Genomic DNA, 22,585 nt, shown 5'->3' on the forward strand with positions numbered 1-22,585 from the left:
GGATCACCACATGTCTGCAGTTCAGATGATTCTCGTCATCCTGGTGGCCCTGGTCGCCGGCATGGCGAGTGTGCTCGATGAGCGCCAGTTCCACCGTCCCCTGGTGGCCTGCACCCTGATGGGTCTGGTCCTCGGTGATCTTCACACCGGTGTCATCCTGGGCGGCTCCCTGGAGCTCATCGCCCTCGGCTGGATGAACGTCGGTGCCGCGATGGCCCCGGACGCCGCCCTGGCCTCCACGATCTCCGCGGTCGTCGTCATCGCCAGTGGACAGGGGGTCGCGGAGGGCATCGCGATCGCCGTGCCGCTGGCCGCCGCCGGCCAGGTGCTGACGATCTTCGTCCGTACCATCAACGTGTTCTTCCAACATCAGGCTGACAACTTCGCGGCGAAGGCGAACTTCAGAGGCGTCGAACTGATGCACTTCACAGCCCTGCTCCTGCAGGGTCTGCGCGTCGCCATTCCGACCGCCGTGGTGGCCGCCGTCTCCGGCACCAATGCGGTCAAGAACGCCCTCGACGCCATCCCCCATGTCGTCACCGGTGGCCTTCAGGTGGCCGGCGGCTTCATCGTCGTCGTCGGCTACGCCATGGTCATCAACATGATGCAGGCCAAGGCCCTCATGCCCTTCTTCTTCCTGGGCTTCGTGGTGGCCTCGTTCACGAACTTCAACCTGGTCGGTCTCGGCATCATGGGCGCCTGCCTCGCCGTGATCTACGTGCAGCTCAACCCGCTGTACCACGACCAGATCAAGATGCCCGCTGCCGCCACCGGCGGAGGCGGATCAGCCGCTCTCGATGACGATCTCGACGACGAGCTGGACTGAGGAGGACACCCATGACTACAGACACTGTTCCCGAGACCAGCAAGGCTCCTGCCGGGGCTCTCACCAAGAAGGACTACCGGTCGATCTACATCCGGTCCACCTTCATGCTGGGATCCTTCAACTTCGAGCGCTTCCAGGCCATCGGCGTGGCGGTCTCGCTGATCCCCTCGATCAAGCGGTTCTACTCTGACAAGCACGATCAGGCCGAGGCCCTCAAGCGCCACCTGGAGTTCTTCAACACCCACCCGTGGATCGCATCGCCGATCTTCGGCGTCGTCTCGGCGATGGAGGAGCAGAAGTCCAAGGGCGAGCCCATTCAGGACTCGGACATCACCAACGTCAAGATCGGCCTGATGGGGCCGCTCGCCGGCGTCGGCGACCCGATCTTCTGGGGCACCGCCCGACCCGTCCTGGCGGCTCTCGGCGCCTCGATGGCGCTCACCGGATCGGTCATCGGACCCCTGCTGTTCTTCGTCGTCATCAACATCATCCGGATGCTGATGCGCTGGTACGGCTTCAAGGTCGGCTACGAGCGCGGCACGGCCATCGTCTCCGATCTCGGCGGCGGCCAGCTCAAGAAGCTCACCGCCACCGCCTCGGTGCTCGGCCTGTTCGTGATGGGCGCCTTGGTGTCCAAGTGGACAACGATCAACTTCCCACTGGTCATCTCCAGGTACAAGGGAAGTGACGGCAAGGAGGTTGTGACAACCCTCCAGAGCATCCTGGACTCCCTGCTGCCAGGCCTGGTCGCCCTGCTGCTGACCTTCCTGTGCATGTGGATCCTCAAGAAGAAGGTCAACCCGATCTGGATCATCTTCGGCATGTTCGCCGTCGGTATCCTCGGCTACTGGTCCGGGTTCCTCGGCTGAGGCCGTCGATCCTGAAGATTCCGCCGGGGTCGGGTCCCGGGTCGTTCGACCCGGGACCCGACCTGCGGTCGGGATCGTCGTCATCACCTCGTGATGGCACCCGTCCCGCACACCGCGCTCCCGCACCCGCACTCCGCAACCCACCCTCCACTACCCGCCCTCCGCAACCCACCGTCACCAGTCGTCGCCCCACGCGCAGCTCCACCCGTCACTGACGTCGCGTGGACGAGATCCTGGCTCCATCGCCAGGGGATCGAGGTCCCATGAACATCGAGTCTCATGAGCATGGAGTCCGCATGAGTACCGTGCTTGCCACCGATCTTGACGGAACGGTGGTCGTCGAGGACGGCATCCACCCCGCCGACCGGGAGGCCATCGGATCCTGGCTGGCGGCCGGGAACACCCTCGTGCTGGCCACCGGAAAGTCCGTGGACGCCGTCAGACTCGTCTGGCACGAGGTCGGGATGCCCGACCCCGACTACGTCATCGCCTTCACGGGATCGGTCATCACCGACGGCTCCCTCCACCCGCTGGCCGTCACCGCCCACCAACCCGGCCTGCTGGACGACATCGTCTCCCTGGTGGACGGCGAACCCCTGGTGCTCTACGCCTCGGACATCGAGCACGACTACGTGGTCGCCGCCCGGGTCTCGCAGCACTCCTCGATCGTGCCGCGGTCCTACCCGGCCGACCTCGACCGACTCCGTCACACCGACCTGTTCGGCATCCCCCTCTACATCCCCGACCCGACCGTGATGGACCGCGTCGAACCCGCGCTCAGGAAGCTGTGCGCCGGCCGTGCCGAGGTGCACCGCAACCAGAACTTCCTCGACGTCGTCCCGCCCGGGGTGTCCAAGGGGGCCGGCCTGCGCCGGCTCCTCACCGATCTCATCGGCGACCACGGCGACGTCTACACTCTGGGCGACTCGTGGAACGATCTGTCCATGCACGAGGTGGCAGACCACCCCGTCGCGCTGGCCCACTCGCCCGCGCAGGTGCGGGCGCACTGCGAGGCCACCGTGGACTCCGCCGCCCAACTCATCGCCCAGATCCTCAAGGAGCAGAAATGATGGCCATCATCCCTCGCAAGGAGGACCGCCCCAGCAAGGAGGAGCGGCGCACGGCCGCAGCCGAGTGGGTGCGCGGCGAGTACGGCCACGGGGGGTACACCTACGGGGTGAGCAAGCTGGTCACCGGTCTCATGGTGCTCGGCGGCGTGCTCTACCTGGTCACCCCCTGGGCGATGGTGGTCTGCCTGGCGGTCGCGATCATGTCGATGCTCGGCCGGCGGATGCTGGAGCGTCAGGCGACCGGGGACTTCTCCGACCTCGCCGAGGCGAAGAAGCAGTACAACCGCACGCACAACGGCGAGTACCTCGACTTCGTCGAGGCCCGTTCCAAGCAGATGCTGCGCGACAACAAGGCGCTGCGCCCCGAGAGCAAGAAGGTCGTCTCGGAGTACCTCGACTGGGCTGAGCGGCGTCAGGCCGGCAACGCACGGAAGGGTCGGTGACAGGTGGCCTCACCGGCGACCCGCCGCCCGACCATTCGCGACGTCGCGAGGCTGGCCGGGGTGTCGATCAAAACCGTCTCCAGGGTGATCAACGAGTCCCCCGAGGTGGCCCGTAAGTCCCGCGAACGGGTCGAGTGGGCGATCCATGAACTCGACTTCACCCCCAACGTCGCCGCCGCCGGGCTGCGCCGGAACGACCGCTCGACCCGCAGCATCGCGGTGGTCACCCAGGACCTCGGCAACAACTTCTCCTCCCAGCTGCTGAGGTCGCTGGAGCGCTCGGAGTTCCTCAAGGACGTCGCCCTGCTGGCGGCCAGCCTCGACGAGGAGCCCGAGAGGGAGCGCCGGGTGGTCAAGGACCTGGTAGCCCACCAGGTCGACGGCCTGGTGCTGGTGCCCACCCTGTCCGACCAGTCCTATCTGCGCACGGTGGTGAACTCCGGGCTGGCCGTGGTCTGCGTGGACCGTCGGCCGCGCGGCCTGCCGGTCGACTCCGTGACCACCGACAACTGGCTGGGCGCGCAGATGGGAACCGCTCACCTGATCGCCGCCGGCCACCGACAGATCGCCTGTCTGGGTGACCGCACCACGATCGAGCCGGCCCAGGACCGGCTGACCGGGTATCTCGACGCGATGCGCGACGCCGGTGTCCCGGTCGACTCCAGGCTGGTGCTCTCCGGGGAGCGCTCCGCGGAGGACGGACGCCGGGCGGTGCAGTCCCTCATCGACGAGGGTGTGGACTTCACCGCCATCCTGGTCTGCCGCAATGATCTGTCGATCGGCGCCCTGGAGGCCCTCCAGCACAACGGTCTCCAGCACACGGTGGCCATCGTCGGCTTCGACGACATGCCGATGGCCTCCCTGGTCGACCCGCCGCTGACCGTCGTGCGTCAGGACATCGACCAGCTCGCCCGGGCCACCGTGGGCTGCCTGGCCGAGCGGATCCGCGGCAGTTCCGCAGCACCTCGCGACATCGTGATCCGGCCCACCTTGGTGGAGCGTGGGTCGGGGGAGATCCCGGCTCCCCGCTGATCGTGGCCGGCGTCGGGGGCCGTGGCGCCTGCTCAGACGGTGCTGCGGCGGACGGCGATGAAGCTGCCGGCCGCGGCGACCAGACCCAGAACCGTCGTGGCGATCGTGATCAGCCAGGCTCCCAGCCGCATCAGGGCCGGACCCCAGGCCTCCCACTGCCACACGGTCAGCGCCAGCCCGCCGCACAGCACGACTCCCAGGGCGACCGAGGCGACGATGACCGCCCGCGGTCCCCAGGCCCGGAACAGGGTGCCGAACCCGGCGCCCAGGAACAGCGAGCACAGCGAGGTGGCGGTGATGGTGAGGAAGGTCTGCCACGGGTCGCCGCTGCCCAGGACGAAGACGTCCATCGCCCGGGCCCCGATGAACCAGTGGTCGGTGGCCTTCTCCAGCCACAGCAGCAGCACGCTGCCCACCCCGGTGACCAGGGAGATCACCAGGAAGCCCAGTGAACTTCCCAGCCAGAAGGACTTCCGGGTGGAGCCGAAGGCCATCGCGGTGGCGAACTGCCGGTTGACCGTCATCGCTCCCAGGGTGACCAGGAATCCGGGGATCGAGAGCACCGATCCCATGTTGTTGGCCATCCCCATCGATGCCTGCGGGTCGAGGGGGAGTCCGGTCCTGATGCCGATGATGAGCACGATGGCGACCGAGATGATCACCATCATCGCCAGGATCGACAGCGGTGCCAGGAGCACCGAGCTCAGCGAGTAGACGGTGAGTCGGAACGACCGGAGGGGTCGTGGAGTGCGGTTCATGACTGTGCTCCTTCCGGGGCGGTGGACGCCGGCTCGGACATCACGCCGAGGGCGGCGACGAGGTCCTGGAGTCCGGCCGGTTCGATCGAGACGTGCAACTCCTCGGCCCGCCGGTGGGCCTGGCCGTTGAGGTTGCCGCGCACCATGGTCGACTCGATGCGTCCCATCGACTTCCGGGAGAGCACCTCCAGGCCGGCCACCACCTGGGCGACGTCGGCGCTCAGTCCGCGCACGGTGAAGGACTGGGAGGTGATCGAGTCGACGTCGGCGTGCATCTCCACGTGGCCCTGTCGCATCAGGATGACGTCCTCCATGAGGGAGGCGGCCTCGTCGATGAGATGGGTGGACATGATGACGGTCCGCGGCACCTCGGAGATCTCCTGGAGCAGCTCGGAGTAGAAGATCGAGCGGGCGCTCGGGTCAAGGCCGAGGTAGGGCTCGTCGAGGAAGGTGTAGGGGGCGCGGGAGGCCAGCGAGATGGTGATCGCCAGGGCCGAGCGCTGCCCCCGCGACATCTTCTTGAGCCTGGTCCGGCGGGGCAGCCGGAACCTCTCGGCCAGGGTCTCGGCGGTCTGGGCGGACCATCTCGCGAAGAACCTGGGGGCCACCCTCATGAGGATGTCGAGGGTGAAGTCGTCGTGCCACCGCTGGTCCTCGTGGATGAAGCAGGTGCGCTCCAGGATCTCGGCATTCTCGGCGGGGTGCCGGCCATCGATGAGCACCTCGCCGGAGGTGGGGAAGATGTGATTGCAGATGATGGACATCAGGGTCGTCTTGCCGACCCCGTTGGACCCCAGCAGGCCGTAGACCTGGTTGGGCGGCAGCTGGAGGTCGATGCTGTGGAGGACCTCGGTGCGACCGAAGGACTTGGACACTGAGGAGATGGTGATGCCGCTCTCGGCGGCCGTGCCGGTGGTGGGCATGGGATGCTCCTTCCGTCAGGGGCGGGAGTGGGTGGGCCCGGAACGTTGGCGGTGGATGAGTGTGATGAGGTCGTCGGTGGACAGGCCGACGCGTTCGGCCTCGTCCAGCAGGGGAGCGAGGTAGCTCTCGGTGAACCGGGCTCTTCGCTGTTCCCGGAGCAGTTCGACGCCGTCCTCGGTGACGAACATGCCCAGCCCCCGTCTCTTCTCGAGGACCTGCTGGTCCACCAGTCTGTTGAGGGCCTTGCCCGCCGTCGCGGGGTTGATCTTGTAGAACGCGGAGAGCTCATTGGTCGAGGGCACGTGGCTTCCGGAGGGGTAGACGCCGGAGAGGATGTCGTCGGCGATCTGGTCGGCGAGGGAGAGGAAGATCGGGCGACCGTCGTCGAGCACAGGACTCATGTGCACCTCCTTGGTTCGTTACTCAACTAGTGAACCACTAAACCAAGGAGGGATCAAGGCCTCCGGCAGATGTGTTGTCGATGCCGTGTGTGGTGGTGATGCCGTGTGTGGTGTTGATGTCTTGCCGGGAGGGATCCACCCGCCCCTCCCGGACCCGGCCCGGGCTCAGGGCAGTCGGTGGGTCCACTCCTCGGTGGAGAACTTCGTCCGGCAGCGCTCCTCGGCGACCGCCAGGTCCTCATCGGTGATGGACCCGTCGGTGGCCCCGTACTTCTCCTTGAAGTGCCGGTAGAAGACGTCGAGAATCGCCGATCGCGACATCCCGGTCTGCGACCGCATCGGGTCCACCCGCTTCACCGCCGAGCGATGCCCCTTGTCGCGGACCTTCTCCTTGCCGATCCGAAGCACCTCCAGCATCTTCTCGGCGTCGATGTCGTAGGACATCGTCACGTGATGGACCATGTAGCCGTTGCCGAACCGCTTCTGCGCGGCGCCGCCGATCTTGCCGGCCGTCGAGGCGATGTCGTTGAGCGGGACGTAGTGCGCACTCACCCCGACCTCCGCCAGAGCCTCCATCACCCACTGGTCCAGCATCGGGTAGGACTGGGCGAAGCTCAGCCCGTCGACCAGTGCCTGGGGGATCACCAGGGAGTAGGTCACGCAGTTGCCCGGCTCCATGAACATCGCCCCACCGCCGGTCACCCGCCGCGAGACCGTGATCCCGTACCGGTCCACCCCCGCCTGGTTGACCTCGTTGTCATAGGACTGGAAGGAGCCGATCACCACCTGCGGGGCGTTCCACTCCCACAGCCTCATGAAGGGGCGACGTCGTCCGGCCGCCACCTCGGCGACCAGGGTCTCGTCCATCGCGACATTGACCATCGGGTCGACGACCGGGCCGTGGATGACATCGAAGTCGATGTCGTCCCAGTCCACCGCGCGACCCAGAGCCCGGCGGACCGCGATCCCGACCCCCTCCGGGGTGATTCCGAAGGGGACGTCGGTGGGCAGCAGGGCCGCCCTCACCCGGGCCGCCATCTCGGTGGCCGAGGACTCCACCGGGACCCCCTCCAGGCAGGAGGTGATGCGCCCCAGGGCCTCATCGGGCTCCAGGAAGAAGTCGCCGGAGATCTGCAGGCCGCTGAGCCGGGAGTCCTCGACCCCGGTGTCGACGACGATCAGTTTTCCGCCGGGAACCTTGTACTCGCCGTGGTGCTCACCGTGCATTCCGCATCGCCTTTCGCTGGTCTCCATCGAGCTCTCCGGAGCCACGCCATGCTATGTGCTCGGCTCCTCCCACGGCGGGCATTCATCCGAGGGTGAGATGGGCTCAAGGTGTCTCGATGACGTCGTCGACACCGTCCCGTAGTCCTTTCGTGTGTCCTCTGCGAAACGTCTCGACACAGCGAATGCCCACGCCAACTGGCGAAACGACCCTGTAGCGTCACGGCGTATCTATCCGCCACTTGACCGCTTGGAGGCCCCATGCATTCCAGAACTCGCAGGTCGCGGTGGGCGACCCGCTTCGCCGCCCTCATCGGCGTGCTGGTCACGCTTCTCGCCGTAGCGCCCGGATCTCAAGGGGTCAGGGCCTGGGCCGACGACTCTCCGGGCGATTCGGTGAAAGGTAAGTCCTTCGTCATCGCCACCGACACCACGTTCGCTCCGTTCGAGTACCGCGATGCCCAGGGCAATATGACCGGCATCGACATGGACCTCATCCAGGCGATCGCCAAGCAGCAGGGGTTCACCGTCAAGATCAAGTCGGTCGGATTCGACGCGGCCCTGCAGGCCGTCCAGTCGAAGCAGGCCGACGGGGTGATCGCCGGGATGTCGATCACCGACGAGCGCAAGAAGGCCTTCGACTTCTCCAACCCGTACTTCGCCTCCGGCATCCAGATGGCGGTCAAGAAGTCCGACACCTCGATCAAGTCCTACGAGGACCTCAAGGGCAAGACGGTGGTGGCCAAGACCGGCACCGAGTCGCTGTCCTTCGCCCAGGCCAACGCCTCCAAGTACGGGTACACGGTGAAGGCCCTCGACAAGGCCGACACCATGTACTCGGAGGTCAACTCCGGCAATGCCTCGGCCGTCTTCGACGACTACCCGGTGCTGGCTTACGGCATCAAGCAGGGCAACGGCCTCAAGGTGGTCACCGCCAAGGAGGCCGGCGCGTCCTACGGCTTCGCCGTCCTCAAGGGCACCAATGCCGCCCTCCTCAAGGCCTTCAACACCGGCCTGGCGGCGATGAAGGCCGACGGCTCGTACCACAAGCTTCTCGTCAAGTACCTCGGCGACAATGCCCCGGCCGATGACGCCGCGGTCGCGGCGGTGAAGGGCAAGTCCTTCATCATCGCCACCGACACCACCTTCGCCCCCTTCGAGTACCGCGATGCCAAGGGCAACATGACCGGCATCGACATGGACCTCATCCGGGCCATCGCCAAGCAGCAGGGGTTCACCGTCCAGATCAAGTCCGTCGGGTTCGACGCCGCCCTCCAGGCGGTCAAGGCCAAGCAGGCCGACGGCGTGATCGCCGGGATGTCGATCACCGATGAGCGCAAGAAGGTCTTCGACTTCTCCGACCCGTACTTCGACTCGGGCATCCAGATGGCCGTCGCCAAGGACTCCGACATCAAGGGGTACGACGACCTCAAGGGCAAGACGGTGGTCGCCAAGACCGGCACCGAGTCGCTGTCCTTCGCCCAGAAGAACGCCTCCAAGTACGGGTACACGGTGAAGGCCCTCGACAAGGCTGACACCCTCTACTCCGAGGTCAACTCCGGGAATGCAGCCGCCGTCTTCGACGACTACCCGGTACTGGCATACGGCATCAAGCAGGGCAACGGTCTCAAGGTGGTCACCGCCAAGGAGTCCGGTGCCTCCTACGGTTTCGCCGTCCTCAAGGGCACCAACGCTCCGCTGCTGGCCGCCTTCAACGCCGGTCTGAGCGGCATGAAGACCGACGGTTCCTACCAGCAGCTCATCGACAAGTACCTCAAGGCTCCTGACTCCGAGTCGGACAAGAACGAGGGGTTCTTCGCCCTGCTGGCCGAGAGCTTCCCAGCCCTCATGAAGGGCCTGGCGATGACCGTGGCGGCCACCGCGCTGTCCCTGCTGATCGCCCTGGCGCTCGGCGTCATCTTCGGCTTCTGCAAGGTGTCCGGGGTCAAGATCCTGTCGGGCATCGCATCGGTCTATGTCGCGATCTTCCGCGGCACCCCGCTGCTGGTGCAGGCCTTCTTCTTCTACTTCGGCCTGCCGACCGTCACTGGACAGAAGATCGATGTCTTCACCGCCGGAGTGCTCACCCTGAGCCTCAATGCCGGCGCCTACATGACCGAGATCGTCCGCGGCGGCATCCAGTCGGTCGATCCCGGACAGATGGAGGCCTCCCGGTCGCTGGGCCTGAACTGGCTCCAGTCGATGCGCAAGGTGGTCGTGCCCCAGGCGTTCAAGATCATGACCCCCTCCTTCATCAATCAGTTCGTCATCAGCCTCAAGGACACCTCGATCCTGGCTGTCCTGGGATTCGCCGAACTGACCTACCAGGGCCAGCAGATCATCGCCCGTAACTTCAGGTCCTTCGAGATCTGGATCATGGTGGGCGCGATCTACTTCATCGTCATCTACGCCCTGACAACACTGTCGAACTTCGTCGATCGGAAGGTCAACAAGTGAGCGAGAACACCACCGAGGCGCCGGTCGTCCAGGCCGTCGACCTGCACAAGAGCTTCGGCTCCAATGAGGTGCTCAAGGGCATCAGCAGCACCATCCAGAAGGGGCAGGTGGTCTCTGTCATCGGGCCCTCCGGGTCGGGCAAGTCCACCTTCCTGAGATGCCTCAACCTGCTGGAGGAGGTCACCTCCGGGAAGGTCCTCATCGAGGGCCATGACCTCACCGACCCCGGCACCGACATCAACGAGGTGCGACAGAAGATCGGGATGGTCTTCCAGCACTTCAACCTCTTCCCGCACATGACCGTGACCGAGAACATCATCATGGCCCCGGTGCAGCTGAAGCGGATGACGAAGGCCGAGGCCCTGGACCGGGCCGCCGATCTGCTGGGCCAGGTCCATCTGGAGGACAAGGCCGATGCCCGGCCCGCCCAGCTCTCCGGCGGACAGAAGCAGCGGGTGGCGATCGCCAGGGCGCTGGCGATGAGGCCCGATGTGATGCTCTTCGACGAGCCCACCTCCGCCCTGGACCCGGAGATGGTCGGCGAGGTGCTCGATGTGATGCGAAAGCTCGCCAGTGAGGGCATGACGATGATCGTGGTCACCCACGAGATGGGCTTCGCCCGTGAGGTGAGCAGCCATCTCATGTTCATGGCCGACGGAGTGGTGGTCGAGGAGGGGGATCCCCGCCAGATTCTCGCCCACCCGCAGGAGGAGCGCACCCAGGACTTCCTGTCCAAGGTGCTGTGAGCCGGACCTGAGACGACTTCTGCCACCACGGCGGCACGGCCTGCGATATCCACGTGGTGCCTGCCGTGGTGGCAGATCTCGTGTGGGGGTTGACGGGGCTGTGGTTGAGATCTGCCATCTGTGGGCCGGGGGCTGGATAATCCACGCGGTGGCTGCTGTGGTGGCAGATCTCATCGGTACCTCCCGATGTGGCACCAGCCCGGCGCCGGCGGATTCCCCTGTGTGGTCCGGTCCGGTGCTTGGCGGCCCCGTGCCGGCAGGTGCATTTCCCCATGTGGCCCCTGATGAGCACCGGGGCCGGCGTGTGAAACAGTCAGAGGTGCGTGTCAAGCAGGGAGGATGTCAACGATGAGCCGACGCGATGTGGTGAGGTCACTGCCGCCGTACAAGCAGGGAGCGGCCGAGGGGCCCGATGCGGTCAAGCTGTCCTCGAACGAGAATCCGTACCCGCCGCTGCCCTCGGTCGTGGCCGAGATCGCCGACCGGATGCGGGATCCGCGCGGCAGCTTCAACCGGTACCCCTCGATGGGGGCCATGGAGCTGCGCACCGCGATCGGCTCTCGATTCGGGGTCACCGCCGACCAGGTCGCCGTCGGTGCCGGATCGGTGGAGGTCGCCACCCAGCTCGTTCATGCCACCGCCGGAATGGGGGATGAGGTGATCTTCGCCTGGCGGTCCTTCGAGGCCTACCCGATTCTCACCGTGGTGTCCGGGGCGACCCCGGTGAAGGTGCCGCTGACCGCCGACCTGCATCACGATCTGGCGGCGATGCTCGCCGCGATCACCGATCGCACCCGGCTCATTCTGCTGTGCACCCCGAACAATCCCACCGGCACCACCCTGTCCACCGATGAGGTGGAGCACTTCCTTTCGCAGGTGCCCGAGAACATCGTGGTCGCCATCGACGAGGCATATGTTCACTTCAACCGGGACCCGCAGGCGGTCTCCGGGGTGGAGATGGTCTCCCGGCACCCCAATGTCATCGCCCTGCAGACCTTCTCCAAGGCATACGGGCTGGCCGGTCTGCGGGTCGGCTTCGGGATCGGGTCGGTCGAGATGTGCGAGGACCTGCGCCGGGTGGCCGTGCCATTCGCCGTCAGCGATGTCGCCCAGTGCGCGGCGCTGGCCTCACTGCAGCACGAGGACGAGCTGACCGAGCGGGTGGAGAAGATCGTGGCCGAGCGCGGCCGGGTCACCGCCGCCCTGCGCGACCAGGGTTGGACGCTCGGCGACTCCCAGGCCAACTTCGTGTGGCTGCCCACCGGTGACGACACCGCCCGGATCGACGAGGTGCTGCGCGGCGAGCACGTCTTCGCCCGCTGCTGGCAGGGCGAGGGGATCCGGTTGAGCATCGGCAGCCCGAGCGAGAACGATCGTTGCCTGGCCGCCTTCGCCCGAGCCATCGCTCCGGCACCGGTTCGAGCCTGAAAGCTGCTCCCGGGCGGGCCATCGACCCGGTCCGGGGGCGGCCCCGGTTCGGGCTTGAGGCTCAGATCCCCAGGAACTCCCGCCAGCGGGGCCACTCCCGGTTGATCTGACCCATCCCCAGACCGAAGCAGCGCCGCAGCTTGGCGACACTGCGCTCCCGGTTCGAGATCGTCATGGTGTCGGGGAAGAAGAGCACCGCCCGGCCGTCCCTCTCCAGGTCGAACAGCTCCTCGCGGGTGGCATTGTAGCGGCGCCACCGGCCGGCCACCGCATCGGCGACCGCGGGGCGAAGGCGGAAGATCCGGCGCAGCGCCCGGATGTCGCGGGGCGGCTTCTTGACGTAGTTGCGAGGCCTGGTCATCACCACGGCGAACCGCCGGTAGCCGTCCATCTGGGCGGCGTCGAGCGGAATTCCGCCGTCGGGTCCGATCGCTCCGTCGACGTACTCCTCCCCGTTGATCGTCACCGGGGGCATCAGCCCGGGCATCGTCGAGGAGGCCTGGACGATCGTCATGAGGTCGCCCATCGAGGAGACGTCCTTGCGGGTGAACCAGCGCCGGGTGCCGTCCGCGGTGCGGGTGGCGCCGATCCGCAGGGAGGCCGGGTTGGCGTTGAAGGCGGCGTAGTCGAAGGGCAGTGCCTGGCCGGGGGCTGAGGTCTGCTGATAGATGTAGTCGGCGTTGAACAGTCCGCGTCCGGTGAGGAAGGTCCACAGGCTGCCGACCCGCGGGTCCCCGGAGAACTCCACGAAGCTGGCCCGGGCCCGTTGCGGGTCATTCGACAGGTAGTTGGCGGTGTGCGAGGAGCCGGCGGAGATCCCCGAGACATGGGGCAGGTGAACCTGTTCGCGAAGCAGCTTGACGATCACCGCGGCGGAGTAGCTGGCGCGCATTCCGCCACCCTCCAGAACCAGGGCGACGTCGTCAACGGTGAAAGCTCCCATGCCGCCGATCCTGCCACCACGGCCCCGGGCGGTGAGACTCCGGGTGAATGTGGGTCGTCCCCGGCGGTGCTCGCTCATCCTCGCGTTCACTGCGGTAGCGTCGTCATCCGGAGAGCCGGCGGTGGCGCCGACATTTCCGGGCATCATCCCGGGGGTCCGAAATGATCACCGGCATGGAGCGGATCGCTCAGAAGATTCGATCGAATCTGCACTCGAAAGCCCGTTGATGACGCTCTATGTGAGTGCGACGTAACGGTTCGGTTGCAACCACTGCTCCTGCTTATAGCCGACTACGGGGCCTTACTACTGTTCAGGACGCAGGGCCCTCCTGAGAGCACTGAGCGATTGATTCATTGCTCACCAGCGTGGGTGGGCTTGAAACGAGGAGAGAGACATGACCCAGTCGTCCTTCAACCGTCGAGGTTTCCTCAAGGGTGCGGCCGCTGCAGCGGCCGTGGTGCCCCTGGCCTCATGCGCAGCCGGAGGTGGCAGCAGCAGCAGCGCGTCCTCCGCTCCCGCCGGGGGTGCGAAGTCCGCCGACAACCCGTTCGGCATCAAGGAGGACGGCAAGCTGGACGCCGTCATCTTCAACGGCGGATACGGCATCTCCTACGCGCAGTTCGGCGCCGAGCAGATGAAGAAGAAGTTCCCCAAGCTCACCACCTCGGTGAAGCCGTCGAACAACATCTCCCAGGAGCTGCAGCCCCGATTCGTCGGCGGCAACCCGCCCGACGTCATCGACAACTCCGGAGCCAACGCGATCGGCGTCTCCTCGATCCTCAGCCAGCTCGACACCCTCGACGACCTGCTCACCGCGAAGAACTACGAGGGCAAGACGATCTCCGACACCCTGTACCCGGGAGTCAAGGAGATGGGCACCCGCGGCGACAAGTTCGCCATCCTCAACTACGTGATGAGCGGCTACGCGGTCTGGTACTCCGACTCCCTCTTCAAGGCCAACGGCTGGACGGTGCCGAAGACCTGGGACGAGGCCTACAAGCTCGGCGAGCAGGCCAAGGCGAAGGGCAAGTACCTGTTCTGTTGGGGCAAGGAGGCGGCCACCTACTACCGCACCCTGATCCTGGGCACCGCCTACAAGGAGGGCGGCCCCGAGGTCCGTCTGGCGATCGAGAACCTCAAGCCGAAGGCCTGGTCCCAGCCGGTCGTCCAGCAGGCTCTCACGGCGCTCAAGAAGATCATCGACGCCGGCTTCGTGAAGCCGGGCGGCGCCGGAACCCAGTTCACCGCGGCCCAGGCCCAGTGGTCCAACGACCAGTCGGCGATCCTGTACCCCTCGGGCTCCTGGATCGAGAACGAGATGAAGTCCCAGACGAAGTCCGGGTTCAAGATGACCGGTGCCCCGGAGTTCGTGCTCACCGATTCCCCGAAGATGGGCTACGAGGCGATGAACGCGGCTCCCGGTGAGCCCTTCATCTTCCCGAAGCAGGCCGTCAACGCCGGGGCCGGCAAGGAGTTCATGCGCGCCATGCTCTCCGACGCCGCCGCCACCAACTTCGCCAAGACGATCCTGTCCCCGACCATCGTCAAGGGCACCGTCCCGGCCGACGGTTTCGGCTCGACCGCGCTGGTCTCCCTCACGAAAATGCTCGACGCCGCCGGCGAGAAGGTCTTCAATATCCAGTGGGTCGACTACTACGGCGTCAACACCGAGCACCTGGTCGTCTGGAACGACTTCCTGGCCGGCAAGTCCTCGGTCGCCCAGATCACCAGTAGCATGCAGGAGATCTCCGACAAGGTCGCCAACGACTCCTCGGTCCAGAAGATCACCATCAAGTGAGCCTGTCCTGACACGCGCCGGGCGAGGTCCCGGACGGGACCTCGCCCGGCGCGTGTCAGGGGCTCTCCTGGCCGCCCGACCTCTCATCGGGTCGGGCGGTTCGTCATGTATTCCCCAGCAGATTGATTGAGATATGAGTGCAACAGTCCCCCCGAGTGCTGTCGCAGAGACCGCGCTGGAACAGCCGGTCAGCGCAGCCTCGGTACCCAGGCGACGCCGGCACCGCCCCTGGACCTTCGACAAGGTCAGCTTCTTCGCGGTCTTCCTGGGTCTCCCGCTGGCCGTGTATCTGATCTTCGTGCTGTCGCCGTTCATCCAGGCGTTCTACTACTCACTCACCAACTGGGGAGGGTTCTCGGCGACCTTCGACTTCGTCGGGCTGGCGAACTACACCAAGATCCTCACCGACGACCTGTTCACCCGGGCGATGCTCAACAACGTCGTGCTGGCCGTCCTGGTCCCGATCGTCACCATCGTGCTGTCGCTGATTCTGGCGACCCTGCTCACGGTCGGCGGGTCCAGCTTCGGCCACACCAGGGGTCTGGGACACTCCGGTTTCTACCGCGTCGCCTCGTTCTTCCCCTACTGCGTGCCCGCCGTCGTCATCGGCCTGATGTGGGGTCAGATCTTCGATCCCTCGCACGGACTGGTCAATGGACTGCTGACCGGTATCGGTATCGACCAGGCCAAGGAGTTCGCCTGGCTGGGCGAGCGGTCGACCGCGATGCCGATCTCGATCTTCATCATGATCTGGGCCTATGTCGGTTTCTACATGCTGCTCTTCGTGGCAGGAATCAAGTCGATCCCCGCGGAGATCTTCGAGGCGGCGAGAATCGACGGTGCCGGGAGGTTCCGCACCGCGATCTCGATCACCATCCCGTTGATCCGCGACAATGTTCAGACCGCCTGGATCTACCTGGGTATTGCATCCCTGGACGCCTTCGTCTACATGAGCGTGCTGAACCCATTCGGCGGGCCGGGCAACTCGACCCTGGTGATGAGCCAGCAGCTGTTCTCCACGGCATTCCAGAAGGGCCAGTACGGCATTGCCTGTGCAATGGGCGTTGTGATCGCCCTGATGACCATGATCTTCGCCGGGATCATCGGTCTGCTCAACCGTCTCACCGGCGGTAAGGACACGGTGACGATGGCATGAGCAGTCAACTCACGGCTCCCCTGTCGGCCGACGAGGTCGCGGTGCACCACGTCAAGGTCACCAAGGGTGACAGGGCGGTATCGACGGTCTCCCACATTCTGCTGATCATCTGGTCGGTGATCGTGGTGGGTCCGCTGCTGTGGACCCTGGTCACCTCCTTCAAGACCACCAGCGAGATCTTCTCCTCCCCCTTCGCTCTTCCCAAGAAGATCCAGTGGAAGAACTTCAGCAACGCCTGGACCACCGCGGGCATCGGCGACTACTTCATCAACACCGTGATCGTGGTGTTCTCCGCCCTGATCCTGGTGATGGTCTTCGGGGCGATGTCGGCCTATGTGCTGGCGCGCTTCAGGTTCTACGGGAACAAGGTCATCTACGTGCTGTTCCTGGCCGGGAACACCTTCCCGATCTTCCTGGCCGTGGTGCCGCTGTTCTTCACCCTGAAGAACATGGGACTTCTCAACACCCGTCCCGGCCTCATCATCACCTATGTGGCCTTCGCCCTGCCGTTCACCGTCTTCTTCCTCTACGCCTTCTTCAAGACGCTGCCGAATGAGATCTACGAGGCGGCGGAGATCGACGGTGCGGGGGAGTGGCAGACCTTCTTCCTGGTGATGCTCCCGATGGCCAAGCCCGGTTTCGCCTCGGTCGCGATCTTCAACTTCCTCGGCCTGTGGAACCAGTACCTCATCCCGGTCGCCCTCAACACGAACACGAGCAACTACGTGCTCTCCCAGGGCCTGGCGGCCTTTGCCGCCCGGACGAACTACGAGGTCGACTTCGGCGCCCTGTTCGCCTCGGTGGTGCTGACCATCCTCCCGGTGCTGATCGTCTACATCATCTTCCAGCGTCAGCTCCAGGGGTCGGTGTCCCAGGGCACCATGAAGTAGCCGTTCGGAGTCGCACCGGACGCCAACTCAGAGACGAACAGCCCGACCGGGATCTCCCGGTCGGGCTGTTCGTCTCATACGGCTCACGTCAGGCGTCCCCCTCGGGGTCCATGACGTCGTCGTCCCCGCTGTGTCGCCGGGGAGTCAGACGTCCCGTTCAAGCCTCATGACGTCGTCCCCGGTGCCTCGGGGCCCTCGGTTCAAGGGCCCTGGGCAGGGCTCAGATGTGGTTGTTCTCCAACTCATCCCAGGAGGCGATGGCGTTGATCGCCGCCACCGTCATCGCCGAGCCGCCCCGGCGTCCCAGCAGGGTGAGGTACTCCAGGTGGAGGTCGGAGTCCACCAGGGCCTGCTTCGACTCGGCCGCTCCGACGAAGCCGACCGGGATGCCCACCACCGCCGCCGGACGCTGACCAGTCTCGGCGACCACCTCCAGCAGCCGGAACAGCGCCGTCGGGGCATTTCCGATCGCCACCACCGAGCCGTCCAGCTGGCCGTCGGCCGACCACATGTCGACCGCGGCACAGGTCTTGGTGGTCTGCTGGGCCTTCGCCAGCTCCGCCAGCCTCGGCTCCTTGATGTGGCAGACCACCTCGTTGTTGCGGGGCAGTCGGGAACGGATGATCCCGGTGGCGGTCATCGAGGAGTCGCACAGGATCGCCGCACCCTGCTCCAGAGCCTGGCGGGCGGCGGTGACCACACCGGGGGTGAAGGCGATGTCGGGAGCGATCGCGGTGTCGGCCGCGGAGTGGATCATCCGTGCCACGACGTGCTCGACGTCGGCGGGGAACCGCGACAGGTCGGCCTCGGCACGGATGATCCGGAAGGACTCCCGGTAGATGTCTGCCCCGTTGTTGACGTACTCGTGTCCCACCTGTGGCTCCTTGTCCGTGCGGACTGGCTGTGCGGACGGAGCCGCTGCCCCGACCTGCGTCGAGCGTAGTCGAGATGGCGTCCGGTGCCTGTGGGATCCTGGGCCGGCGAGGTGGCGGCGAGGTGGCGGCGAGGTGGCGGACCCCACCCCGACCCTGGGTCATCGGGCGGGGACCGGCTGTGCTTGAATTGAGGACGGCCGAGCCCGTGGACGACTGATGAGCACATCAGCCGGACGCCCGTCGGCCGTCACACACATCACGAATAACGTTTCGATGCCGAGATGGAAGCCGGACAGATCCGGCACGGTCGCGCCACTGTGAGCACCCCGTCGAGGGTGGGAGTCAGAAAGTCACGGCATCGATCCTTTCCAGGATGGGACGCAGATCCCGAGAAAGGAGCGACTTCACTCATGCACATCGCAGAGGGAGTTCTCTCACCGACCGAGTGTGCCGTCTGGTACGCGGCGGCCGCACCATTTGTCATCCACGGCGCCCGCGAGGTCGTTCGCCAGGTGAAGCATCACCCGGAGAACAAGCTCCTGCTGGCTACCGCCGGAGCCTTCACCTTCGTCCTGTCGGCGATCAAGCTGCCGAGCGTCTCGGGCTCCTCCTCCCACCCGACCGGAACCGGTGTCGGGGCGGTCCTGTTCAAACCACCGGTGATGGCCTTCCTGGGCATGATCGTGCTCATCTTCCAGGCCCTGCTGCTCGCCCACGGCGGCATCAGCACGCTGGGCGCCAACACCTTCTCGATGGCCATCGCCGGCCCCTGGGTGGGGTACGCGTTCTACCGGATCACCAAGAAGCTGGGCGGTCCCGATGCCCTGGCGATCTTCCTGTGCATGGTCTTCGCCGACTTCAGCACCTACTGCGTCACCTCCTTCCAGCTGGCCTTCGCCTTCCCCGACCCGAACTCGGGGATCATGGGCGCCGCCGGCAAGTTCCTGGGGATCTTCGCCGTCACCCAGATCCCGTTGGCCCTGGCCGAGGGAGTTCTCGGAATCCTCCTGTTCCGTTTCCTCGCCAAGGTCGCCGGCCCCCAGCTGCGCTCCCTCGGCGTGCTGTCCGGCGGGTCCGACGCATCCACCACCCCGGCGAAGGAGGCCGCAGATGTCTGAGACCGTCCAGAAGCAGAACAACTTCCTCACCAGCAACCACAAGTGGGTCACCCCCGTCCTGCTGGCCCTGCTGGTGGCGATCTTCGTCGTCAGCCTCATCGTGGGCGGCAGGAAGCCCGCCGGGGAGGGCCAGGCATTCGCCGGAACCGACGACGCCGCCGCCCAGGCGGCCGAGAAGGCCGGCGCCAAGCAGTGGATCAAGCCGATCTTCGAGCCCAACTCCGGTGAGGTCGCATCCGGCCTGTTCGCCCTCCAGGCGGCGCTGGGGGCCGGCATCGCCGGATACGCCCTGGGTCGGATGAGCGGCCGCAAGAAGGCCCAGGAGGAGATGGACGCCGCCCGGCTGCCCGACGCGATGCCTCCCGCCGTCGCGACTTCTCACGGAGCCGTCGAGCCGGCTGCTGACAAGGCTGCCGATGCCAGGGCTGCCGATCCGGCCGCCGACCGGACCGCGCGATGACCATCACCTCTCTGGACGACGCCGCCTGGGACTCTCCCTGGCGGTCTCGTCCGGTGGGGGAGAAGGTGGGGCTGTCGGTGGGGCTGATCCTCGTCGCGCTGTGCACCCCCGCCTGGCCGGGCACCCTGTTCGTCTCGGTGGCGGCGGTGGTCGCGATCCTCGGCTGCGCCCGGATCCGGCCGAAGGTGCTCCGGCAGGCGATGTCGGCCCCGATCGTCTTCCTGATCCTCGGCGGCCTCTCGGTGCTGGTCAGCGTCGGCACCGCGCAGGCCACCGCCGACGTCTGGTGGCACGGCGGGATCTTCGCGATCGGACCGGTCTCGGCCCGCCAGGCCGCCAACCTGGCGGCCCACGGACTGGCCGGGACGTTGGCCCTGATGATCCTGGCCCTGACCACCCCGATGGTCGACCTGCTCACCTGGATGCGCCGACTGCGCGTCCCGGACCCCCTGCTGGAGATCGCCAGTCTCACCTACCGGCTCATCTTCGTGCTGCTCAACACGGTGTTCACCGCCCACGAGGCGCAGAAGTGCCGGCTGGGAGACGCCCCGGTCGGGAGGCTCAACGGGTACCGGCGTCGACTCGAGAACACCGCCGCCCTGATGGGGTCGGTGGGGGTGCGCGCCTGGTCGCGCGCCAACCGGCTCAACGAGGGACTGGTGAACCGCGGGTTCGAGGACTCGCTGCTCACCCTGCCGATCCAGCGGGTCGGCAGCTGGCGGTTCAAACTGGTCACCGTGCTGGTGATCCTCGGATCCTGGGCCGCGTGCTGGCCCATCGCAGGAAGGCTGTGGAGATGAACGATCCACTGCACGACGCCGACTCGCTGCTGAGCACCGAGGGGCTGTGCGCCACCCATCCGGGTCGGCCGATGGTGCTGTCCGAGGTGTCCCTGACCATCCGACGCGGCGTGCGGGTGGCGATTCTGGGGGCCAACGGGTCGGGCAAGACGACCCTGCTGCGCTGCCTGTCGGGATCCCTGGAACCGGTCTCCGGGGAGGTCCGCAGAGGAGATGTCCGGCTGCGCCACAACCGCAAGGCGCTCAGGGAGCACCGGCGGTCGGTGCAGCTGGTGCTGCAGGACCCCGACGACCAGCTGTTCAGCGCCGACGTCACCCAGGACGTCTCCTTCGGGCCGATGAACCTGGGCCTGGAGGTCGAGGAGGTGCGCTCCCGGGTGTCCCGCGCCCTGCACCTGGTGGGTGCCGACCATCTGGCCGACCGGGCCACCCACCAGCTGTCCTACGGCGAGCGCAAACGGGTCGCGGTGGCCGGGGCGGTCGCCATGATGCCCGACCTGCTGCTGCTCGACGAGCCGACCGCCGGGCTGGACCCGGCCGGCGTCGTCCAGATGATGGGGGCCCTGGACAGGCTGCAGGAGGCCGGGACGACGGTGGCGATGGCCACCCATGACGTCGACCGGGCGCTGGCCTGGGCCGACGAGGCGCTCGTGGTGGTGGACCACCAGGTGGTCCAGGGGCCGATCGACCAGCTGCTGGCCGATGCCGAACTCATCGAGAGGGCTCACCTGGAACTGCCGTGGCCGCTGGATCTGGCGCGCCGACTGGGACTCGAGGGCCGGCCGCGCACCGTCGAGGAGGTCGTGGCGCTGATCGGCTCCCGTCAGCCGACCGCCTGACAAGCGGCCCGGAGGCGCATCCGGGCGGTTACTTCGTCCAGCTCCAGCCGATCACGGTGCGGGCCGGCTTCCAGCCGTGCAGTCGACCGATGTGATCGGCTGTCTCCACGCCGACCCGCATCAGCTCCCCGCCCCACTCGGCGTGCAGTTCGGCCAGCAGGCTCTCGGCCTCGATGGTCACCCCGTGGATGACGAATCGGCCCCCCGGCGCCAGAACCTGGCGGCAGGCCTCGGCCAGCTCGCGGGTCGCCCCGCCGCCGATGAAGACGGCGTCGGGGGCCTCCATCTCGGGCAGCCCCTCGGCCAGGTCGGCGTCGATCACCTCGAACTGGCCGGGCAGGGTGAGGGCCCGGGCATTGGCCCGGGCATTGGCGGCCCGGTCGGCCCTCCTCTCGACCCCGATCGCACGGCAGGAGGGGTCGGTGCGGCACCACTCGACGGCCACCGAGCCGGCACCGGTGCCGAGGTCCCACAGGAGCTGGCCGGGCAGCGGGCGCAGCACGGCCAGGGCCATCGCCCGCACCGGGTGCTTGGTGATGAGGCCGTCGTGGACGAAGTGCTCCTCGTCGAGGCCGGGGGTACGTCCCAGAAGGCTGGTGTCAGGGTCATCGGTCACGGGCACACCCTACGAGATCGGCGCCGGGCGGGAATCGACGCCGGGGGCCGCGGCGTCGGCCCTGTCGCGGGGGCAGACGCCGTCTCGGCGGATCGTGTGACAGAATCTCCCTCGGCCGGTCGGGGAGGAATCCCGGTGCCGGGGACGGGTCCTCCGTCCCCCATTCCGGAGCGGTCCCGCCACTGTGAGCGCATCTGCGCGAGCCAGGTCGTCCCTGCCGGCAGCCTCCGTGACGCCATCGGAGGTCACGATGCGGGCGAGGACCCGCGAGGAGGATCCGGATGCCGCGCGCACACACCGATGTCGACCCCGACGACGGGCTGTCGACCCGCCAGCGGCGCCTCAGGCCCGTACTGGCGGTCAACACCGGCGACGGGAAGGGCAAGACGACCGCCGCGATGGGCACCGCCCTGCGCGCCTGGCACCAGGGATGGTCGGTCGGCGTCTTCCAGTTCATCAAGTCCGGACGCTGGCACGTCGGTGAGCAGGACGCCCTGGAGGCCCTCGGTCGGATCCACCGCGAGACCGGGGTCGGTGGGCCGGTGACCTGGGAGACGATGGGCACCGGATGGTCCTGGACGAAGGCCTTCTCGGCCTCTGAGGATCCCGCCGAGGCCGCCCGCGAGGGGTGGCGTCACGTCCGCTCGCTGCTCGCCGAACAGGCCCTCGACTTCTACCTTCTCGACGAGTTCAGCTACCCGTTGGACTGGGGGTGGATCGACGTCGACGAGGTGGTCGACGTCCTCACCCACCGGCCCGGCACCCAGCACGTCGTCATCACCGGACGGCGGGCACCCGACACGCTCATCGAGGCCGCCGACCTGGTCACCGAGATGACCAAGATCAAGCACCCCTTCGATGCCGGCCAGCGCGGTCAGGCGGGGATCGAATGGTGAGCGCCGGACCTGAGCC

At 66.7% G+C, this 22,585-nt stretch carries 23 protein-coding genes; 16 read left to right on the plus strand and 7 right to left on the minus strand.

Translation table 11 applies throughout. The annotated features are described in order from the left end of the window. The first annotated feature begins 10 nt into the window (after positions 1–10). From H590_RS0100135 to H590_RS0100155, 5 genes are all read left to right on the plus strand, one after another. Positions 11–826, plus strand: coding sequence for a PTS mannose/fructose/sorbose transporter subunit IIC (locus H590_RS0100135; RefSeq protein WP_028701950.1), 816 nt, complete (start codon positions 11–13; stop codon positions 824–826). 11 nt (positions 827–837) lie between these two features. Continuing rightward, positions 838–1,695, plus strand: a complete 858-nt coding sequence (locus tag H590_RS0100140) for a PTS system mannose/fructose/sorbose family transporter subunit IID (RefSeq protein ID WP_028701951.1) — start codon at positions 838–840, stop codon at positions 1,693–1,695. A 296-nt stretch (positions 1,696–1,991) separates the two neighbouring features. Next, the gene (locus H590_RS0100145) at positions 1,992–2,765 is read left to right on the plus strand and encodes an HAD hydrolase family protein (protein ID WP_028701952.1); all 774 of its coding nucleotides are present in this window, start codon (positions 1,992–1,994) and stop codon (positions 2,763–2,765) included. Next, positions 2,765–3,208: a hypothetical protein gene (locus tag H590_RS13995; RefSeq protein WP_154655302.1), complete on the plus strand. Its 444-nt coding sequence runs from the start codon at positions 2,765–2,767 to the stop codon at positions 3,206–3,208. Before H590_RS0100145 ends, H590_RS13995 begins: the two co-directional genes overlap by 1 nt. 3 nt (positions 3,209–3,211) lie before the next feature. Further along, positions 3,212–4,240 carry a LacI family DNA-binding transcriptional regulator gene (locus H590_RS0100155; RefSeq protein ID WP_028701953.1) on the plus strand — a complete coding sequence of 343 codons (1,029 nt, stop codon included), beginning with the start codon at positions 3,212–3,214 and terminating at the stop codon, positions 4,238–4,240. 32 nt (positions 4,241–4,272) lie between these two features. Here the strand turns inward: H590_RS0100155 and H590_RS0100160 are convergent, their stop codons facing one another. The 4 genes from H590_RS0100160 to lplAB form a co-directional block, all read right to left on the minus strand. After that, positions 4,273–4,998, minus strand: coding sequence for a hypothetical protein (locus tag H590_RS0100160; RefSeq protein ID WP_028701954.1), 726 nt, complete (start codon positions 4,996–4,998; stop codon positions 4,273–4,275). After that, complete coding sequence (locus H590_RS0100165) at positions 4,995–5,921, minus strand: ABC transporter ATP-binding protein (protein ID WP_028701955.1); 927 nt, start codon at positions 5,919–5,921, stop codon at positions 4,995–4,997. Before H590_RS0100165 ends, H590_RS0100160 begins: the two co-directional genes overlap by 4 nt. 15 nt (positions 5,922–5,936) lie before the next feature. Beyond that, complete coding sequence (locus H590_RS0100170; protein WP_051237994.1) at positions 5,937–6,323, minus strand: GntR family transcriptional regulator; 387 nt, start codon at positions 6,321–6,323, stop codon at positions 5,937–5,939. A 165-nt stretch (positions 6,324–6,488) separates the two neighbouring features. Beyond that, the gene (gene lplAB, locus H590_RS0100175; protein ID WP_028701957.1) at positions 6,489–7,550 is read right to left on the minus strand and encodes a lipoate-protein ligase LplAB; all 1,062 of its coding nucleotides are present in this window, start codon (positions 7,548–7,550) and stop codon (positions 6,489–6,491) included. A gap of 258 nt (positions 7,551–7,808) precedes the next feature. Between lplAB and H590_RS0100180 the strand changes: the two genes are divergently transcribed. From H590_RS0100180 to hisC, 3 genes are all read left to right on the plus strand, one after another. Next, entirely contained in the window at positions 7,809–10,004 is a 2,196-nt protein-coding gene (locus tag H590_RS0100180; RefSeq protein ID WP_084149153.1) for an amino acid ABC transporter substrate-binding protein/permease, read from the plus strand. Continuing rightward, complete coding sequence (locus H590_RS0100185; RefSeq protein WP_028701959.1) at positions 10,001–10,750, plus strand: amino acid ABC transporter ATP-binding protein; 750 nt, start codon at positions 10,001–10,003, stop codon at positions 10,748–10,750. The genes H590_RS0100180 and H590_RS0100185 overlap by 4 nt, the downstream gene beginning before the upstream one ends. 339 nt (positions 10,751–11,089) lie before the next feature. Continuing rightward, positions 11,090–12,178, plus strand: coding sequence for a histidinol-phosphate transaminase (hisC, locus tag H590_RS0100190; RefSeq protein WP_414973623.1), 1,089 nt, complete (start codon positions 11,090–11,092; stop codon positions 12,176–12,178). Between the two features lie 61 nt (positions 12,179–12,239). Here the strand turns inward: hisC and H590_RS0100195 are convergent, their stop codons facing one another. Continuing rightward, entirely contained in the window at positions 12,240–13,121 is an 882-nt protein-coding gene (locus tag H590_RS0100195; protein WP_036980319.1) for a patatin-like phospholipase family protein, read from the minus strand. A gap of 394 nt (positions 13,122–13,515) precedes the next feature. Between H590_RS0100195 and ngcE the strand changes: the two genes are divergently transcribed. The 3 genes from ngcE to H590_RS0100210 all read left to right on the plus strand — a co-directional run bounded on the left by ngcE (position 13,516) and on the right by H590_RS0100210 (position 16,965). Then, positions 13,516–14,919, plus strand: a complete 1,404-nt coding sequence (gene ngcE / locus H590_RS0100200; RefSeq protein ID WP_028701962.1) for an N-acetylglucosamine/diacetylchitobiose ABC transporter substrate-binding protein — start codon at positions 13,516–13,518, stop codon at positions 14,917–14,919. A gap of 133 nt (positions 14,920–15,052) precedes the next feature. Next, entirely contained in the window at positions 15,053–16,075 is a 1,023-nt protein-coding gene (locus tag H590_RS0100205; protein ID WP_028701963.1) for a carbohydrate ABC transporter permease, read from the plus strand. After that, the gene (locus H590_RS0100210; RefSeq protein WP_051237995.1) at positions 16,072–16,965 is read left to right on the plus strand and encodes a carbohydrate ABC transporter permease; all 894 of its coding nucleotides are present in this window, start codon (positions 16,072–16,074) and stop codon (positions 16,963–16,965) included. The genes H590_RS0100205 and H590_RS0100210 overlap by 4 nt, the downstream gene beginning before the upstream one ends. Positions 16,966–17,185: 220 nt before the next feature. Here H590_RS0100210 and H590_RS0100215 read toward each other — a convergent pair whose 3' ends face one another. Beyond that, positions 17,186–17,839 carry a precorrin-8X methylmutase gene (locus H590_RS0100215; protein ID WP_028701965.1) on the minus strand — a complete coding sequence of 218 codons (654 nt, stop codon included), beginning with the start codon at positions 17,837–17,839 and terminating at the stop codon, positions 17,186–17,188. 411 nt (positions 17,840–18,250) lie between these two features. Between H590_RS0100215 and H590_RS0100220 the strand changes: the two genes are divergently transcribed. Genes H590_RS0100220 through H590_RS0100235 form a run of 4 tightly spaced genes read left to right on the plus strand, consistent with a single transcriptional unit; the run spans position 18,251 to position 21,057 of the window. Further along, positions 18,251–18,958, plus strand: coding sequence for an energy-coupling factor ABC transporter permease (locus H590_RS0100220; protein ID WP_028701966.1), 708 nt, complete (start codon positions 18,251–18,253; stop codon positions 18,956–18,958). After that, entirely contained in the window at positions 18,951–19,418 is a 468-nt protein-coding gene (locus tag H590_RS14000; RefSeq protein WP_051237996.1) for an energy-coupling factor ABC transporter substrate-binding protein, read from the plus strand. Before H590_RS0100220 ends, H590_RS14000 begins: the two co-directional genes overlap by 8 nt. Continuing rightward, positions 19,415–20,218, plus strand: a complete 804-nt coding sequence (gene cbiQ, locus H590_RS0100230) for a cobalt ECF transporter T component CbiQ (RefSeq protein ID WP_028701967.1) — start codon at positions 19,415–19,417, stop codon at positions 20,216–20,218. The genes H590_RS14000 and cbiQ overlap by 4 nt, the downstream gene beginning before the upstream one ends. Continuing rightward, positions 20,215–21,057 (plus strand): energy-coupling factor ABC transporter ATP-binding protein, encoded by an 843-nt coding sequence (locus H590_RS0100235; protein ID WP_028701968.1) that lies wholly within the window; start codon positions 20,215–20,217, stop codon positions 21,055–21,057. The genes cbiQ and H590_RS0100235 overlap by 4 nt, the downstream gene beginning before the upstream one ends. A gap of 28 nt (positions 21,058–21,085) precedes the next feature. Here the strand turns inward: H590_RS0100235 and cbiT are convergent, their stop codons facing one another. Then, positions 21,086–21,673: a precorrin-6Y C5,15-methyltransferase (decarboxylating) subunit CbiT gene (cbiT, locus tag H590_RS0100240; protein ID WP_028701969.1), complete on the minus strand. Its 588-nt coding sequence runs from the start codon at positions 21,671–21,673 to the stop codon at positions 21,086–21,088. A gap of 281 nt (positions 21,674–21,954) precedes the next feature. Here cbiT and cobO point away from each other — a divergent pair, with 281 nt between their 5' ends. After that, entirely contained in the window at positions 21,955–22,569 is a 615-nt protein-coding gene (cobO, locus tag H590_RS0100245) for a cob(I)yrinic acid a,c-diamide adenosyltransferase (RefSeq protein WP_028701970.1), read from the plus strand. Positions 22,570–22,585 lie beyond the last annotated feature (16 nt).

Source organism: Acidipropionibacterium jensenii DSM 20535 (assembly GCF_000425285.1).
Lineage (GTDB): Bacteria > Actinomycetota > Actinomycetes > Propionibacteriales > Propionibacteriaceae > Acidipropionibacterium > Acidipropionibacterium jensenii.

What these genes read in the sequence shown, in the direction of transcription:
- H590_RS0100135 (WP_028701950.1), top strand. Translation starts at nt 11, where the DNA reads ATGTCTGCAGTTCAGATGATTCTCGTCATCCTGGTGGCCCTGGTCGCC.
- H590_RS0100140 (WP_028701951.1), top strand. Translation starts at nt 838, where the DNA reads ATGACTACAGACACTGTTCCCGAGACCAGCAAGGCTCCTGCCGGGGCT.
- H590_RS0100145 (WP_028701952.1), top strand. Translation starts at nt 1,992, where the DNA reads ATGAGTACCGTGCTTGCCACCGATCTTGACGGAACGGTGGTCGTCGAG.
- H590_RS13995 (WP_154655302.1), top strand. Translation starts at nt 2,765, where the DNA reads ATGGCCATCATCCCTCGCAAGGAGGACCGCCCCAGCAAGGAGGAGCGG.
- H590_RS0100160 (WP_028701954.1), bottom strand. Translation starts at nt 4,998, where the DNA reads ATGAACCGCACTCCACGACCCCTCCGGTCGTTCCGACTCACCGTCTAC.
- H590_RS0100165 (WP_028701955.1), bottom strand. Translation starts at nt 5,921, where the DNA reads ATGCCCACCACCGGCACGGCCGCCGAGAGCGGCATCACCATCTCCTCA.
- H590_RS0100170 (WP_051237994.1), bottom strand. Translation starts at nt 6,323, where the DNA reads ATGAGTCCTGTGCTCGACGACGGTCGCCCGATCTTCCTCTCCCTCGCC.
- lplAB (WP_028701957.1), bottom strand. Translation starts at nt 7,550, where the DNA reads ATGCACGGTGAGCACCACGGCGAGTACAAGGTTCCCGGCGGAAAACTG.
- H590_RS0100180 (WP_084149153.1), top strand. Translation starts at nt 7,809, where the DNA reads ATGCATTCCAGAACTCGCAGGTCGCGGTGGGCGACCCGCTTCGCCGCC.
- hisC (WP_414973623.1), top strand. Translation starts at nt 11,090, where the DNA reads ATGTCAACGATGAGCCGACGCGATGTGGTGAGGTCACTGCCGCCGTAC.
- H590_RS0100195 (WP_036980319.1), bottom strand. Translation starts at nt 13,121, where the DNA reads ATGGGAGCTTTCACCGTTGACGACGTCGCCCTGGTTCTGGAGGGTGGC.
- ngcE (WP_028701962.1), top strand. Translation starts at nt 13,516, where the DNA reads ATGACCCAGTCGTCCTTCAACCGTCGAGGTTTCCTCAAGGGTGCGGCC.
- H590_RS0100205 (WP_028701963.1), top strand. Translation starts at nt 15,053, where the DNA reads ATGAGTGCAACAGTCCCCCCGAGTGCTGTCGCAGAGACCGCGCTGGAA.
- H590_RS0100210 (WP_051237995.1), top strand. Translation starts at nt 16,072, where the DNA reads ATGAGCAGTCAACTCACGGCTCCCCTGTCGGCCGACGAGGTCGCGGTG.
- H590_RS0100220 (WP_028701966.1), top strand. Translation starts at nt 18,251, where the DNA reads ATGCACATCGCAGAGGGAGTTCTCTCACCGACCGAGTGTGCCGTCTGG.
- H590_RS14000 (WP_051237996.1), top strand. Translation starts at nt 18,951, where the DNA reads ATGTCTGAGACCGTCCAGAAGCAGAACAACTTCCTCACCAGCAACCAC.
- cbiQ (WP_028701967.1), top strand. Translation starts at nt 19,415, where the DNA reads ATGACCATCACCTCTCTGGACGACGCCGCCTGGGACTCTCCCTGGCGG.
- H590_RS0100235 (WP_028701968.1), top strand. Translation starts at nt 20,215, where the DNA reads ATGAACGATCCACTGCACGACGCCGACTCGCTGCTGAGCACCGAGGGG.
- cobO (WP_028701970.1), top strand. Translation starts at nt 21,955, where the DNA reads ATGCCGCGCGCACACACCGATGTCGACCCCGACGACGGGCTGTCGACC.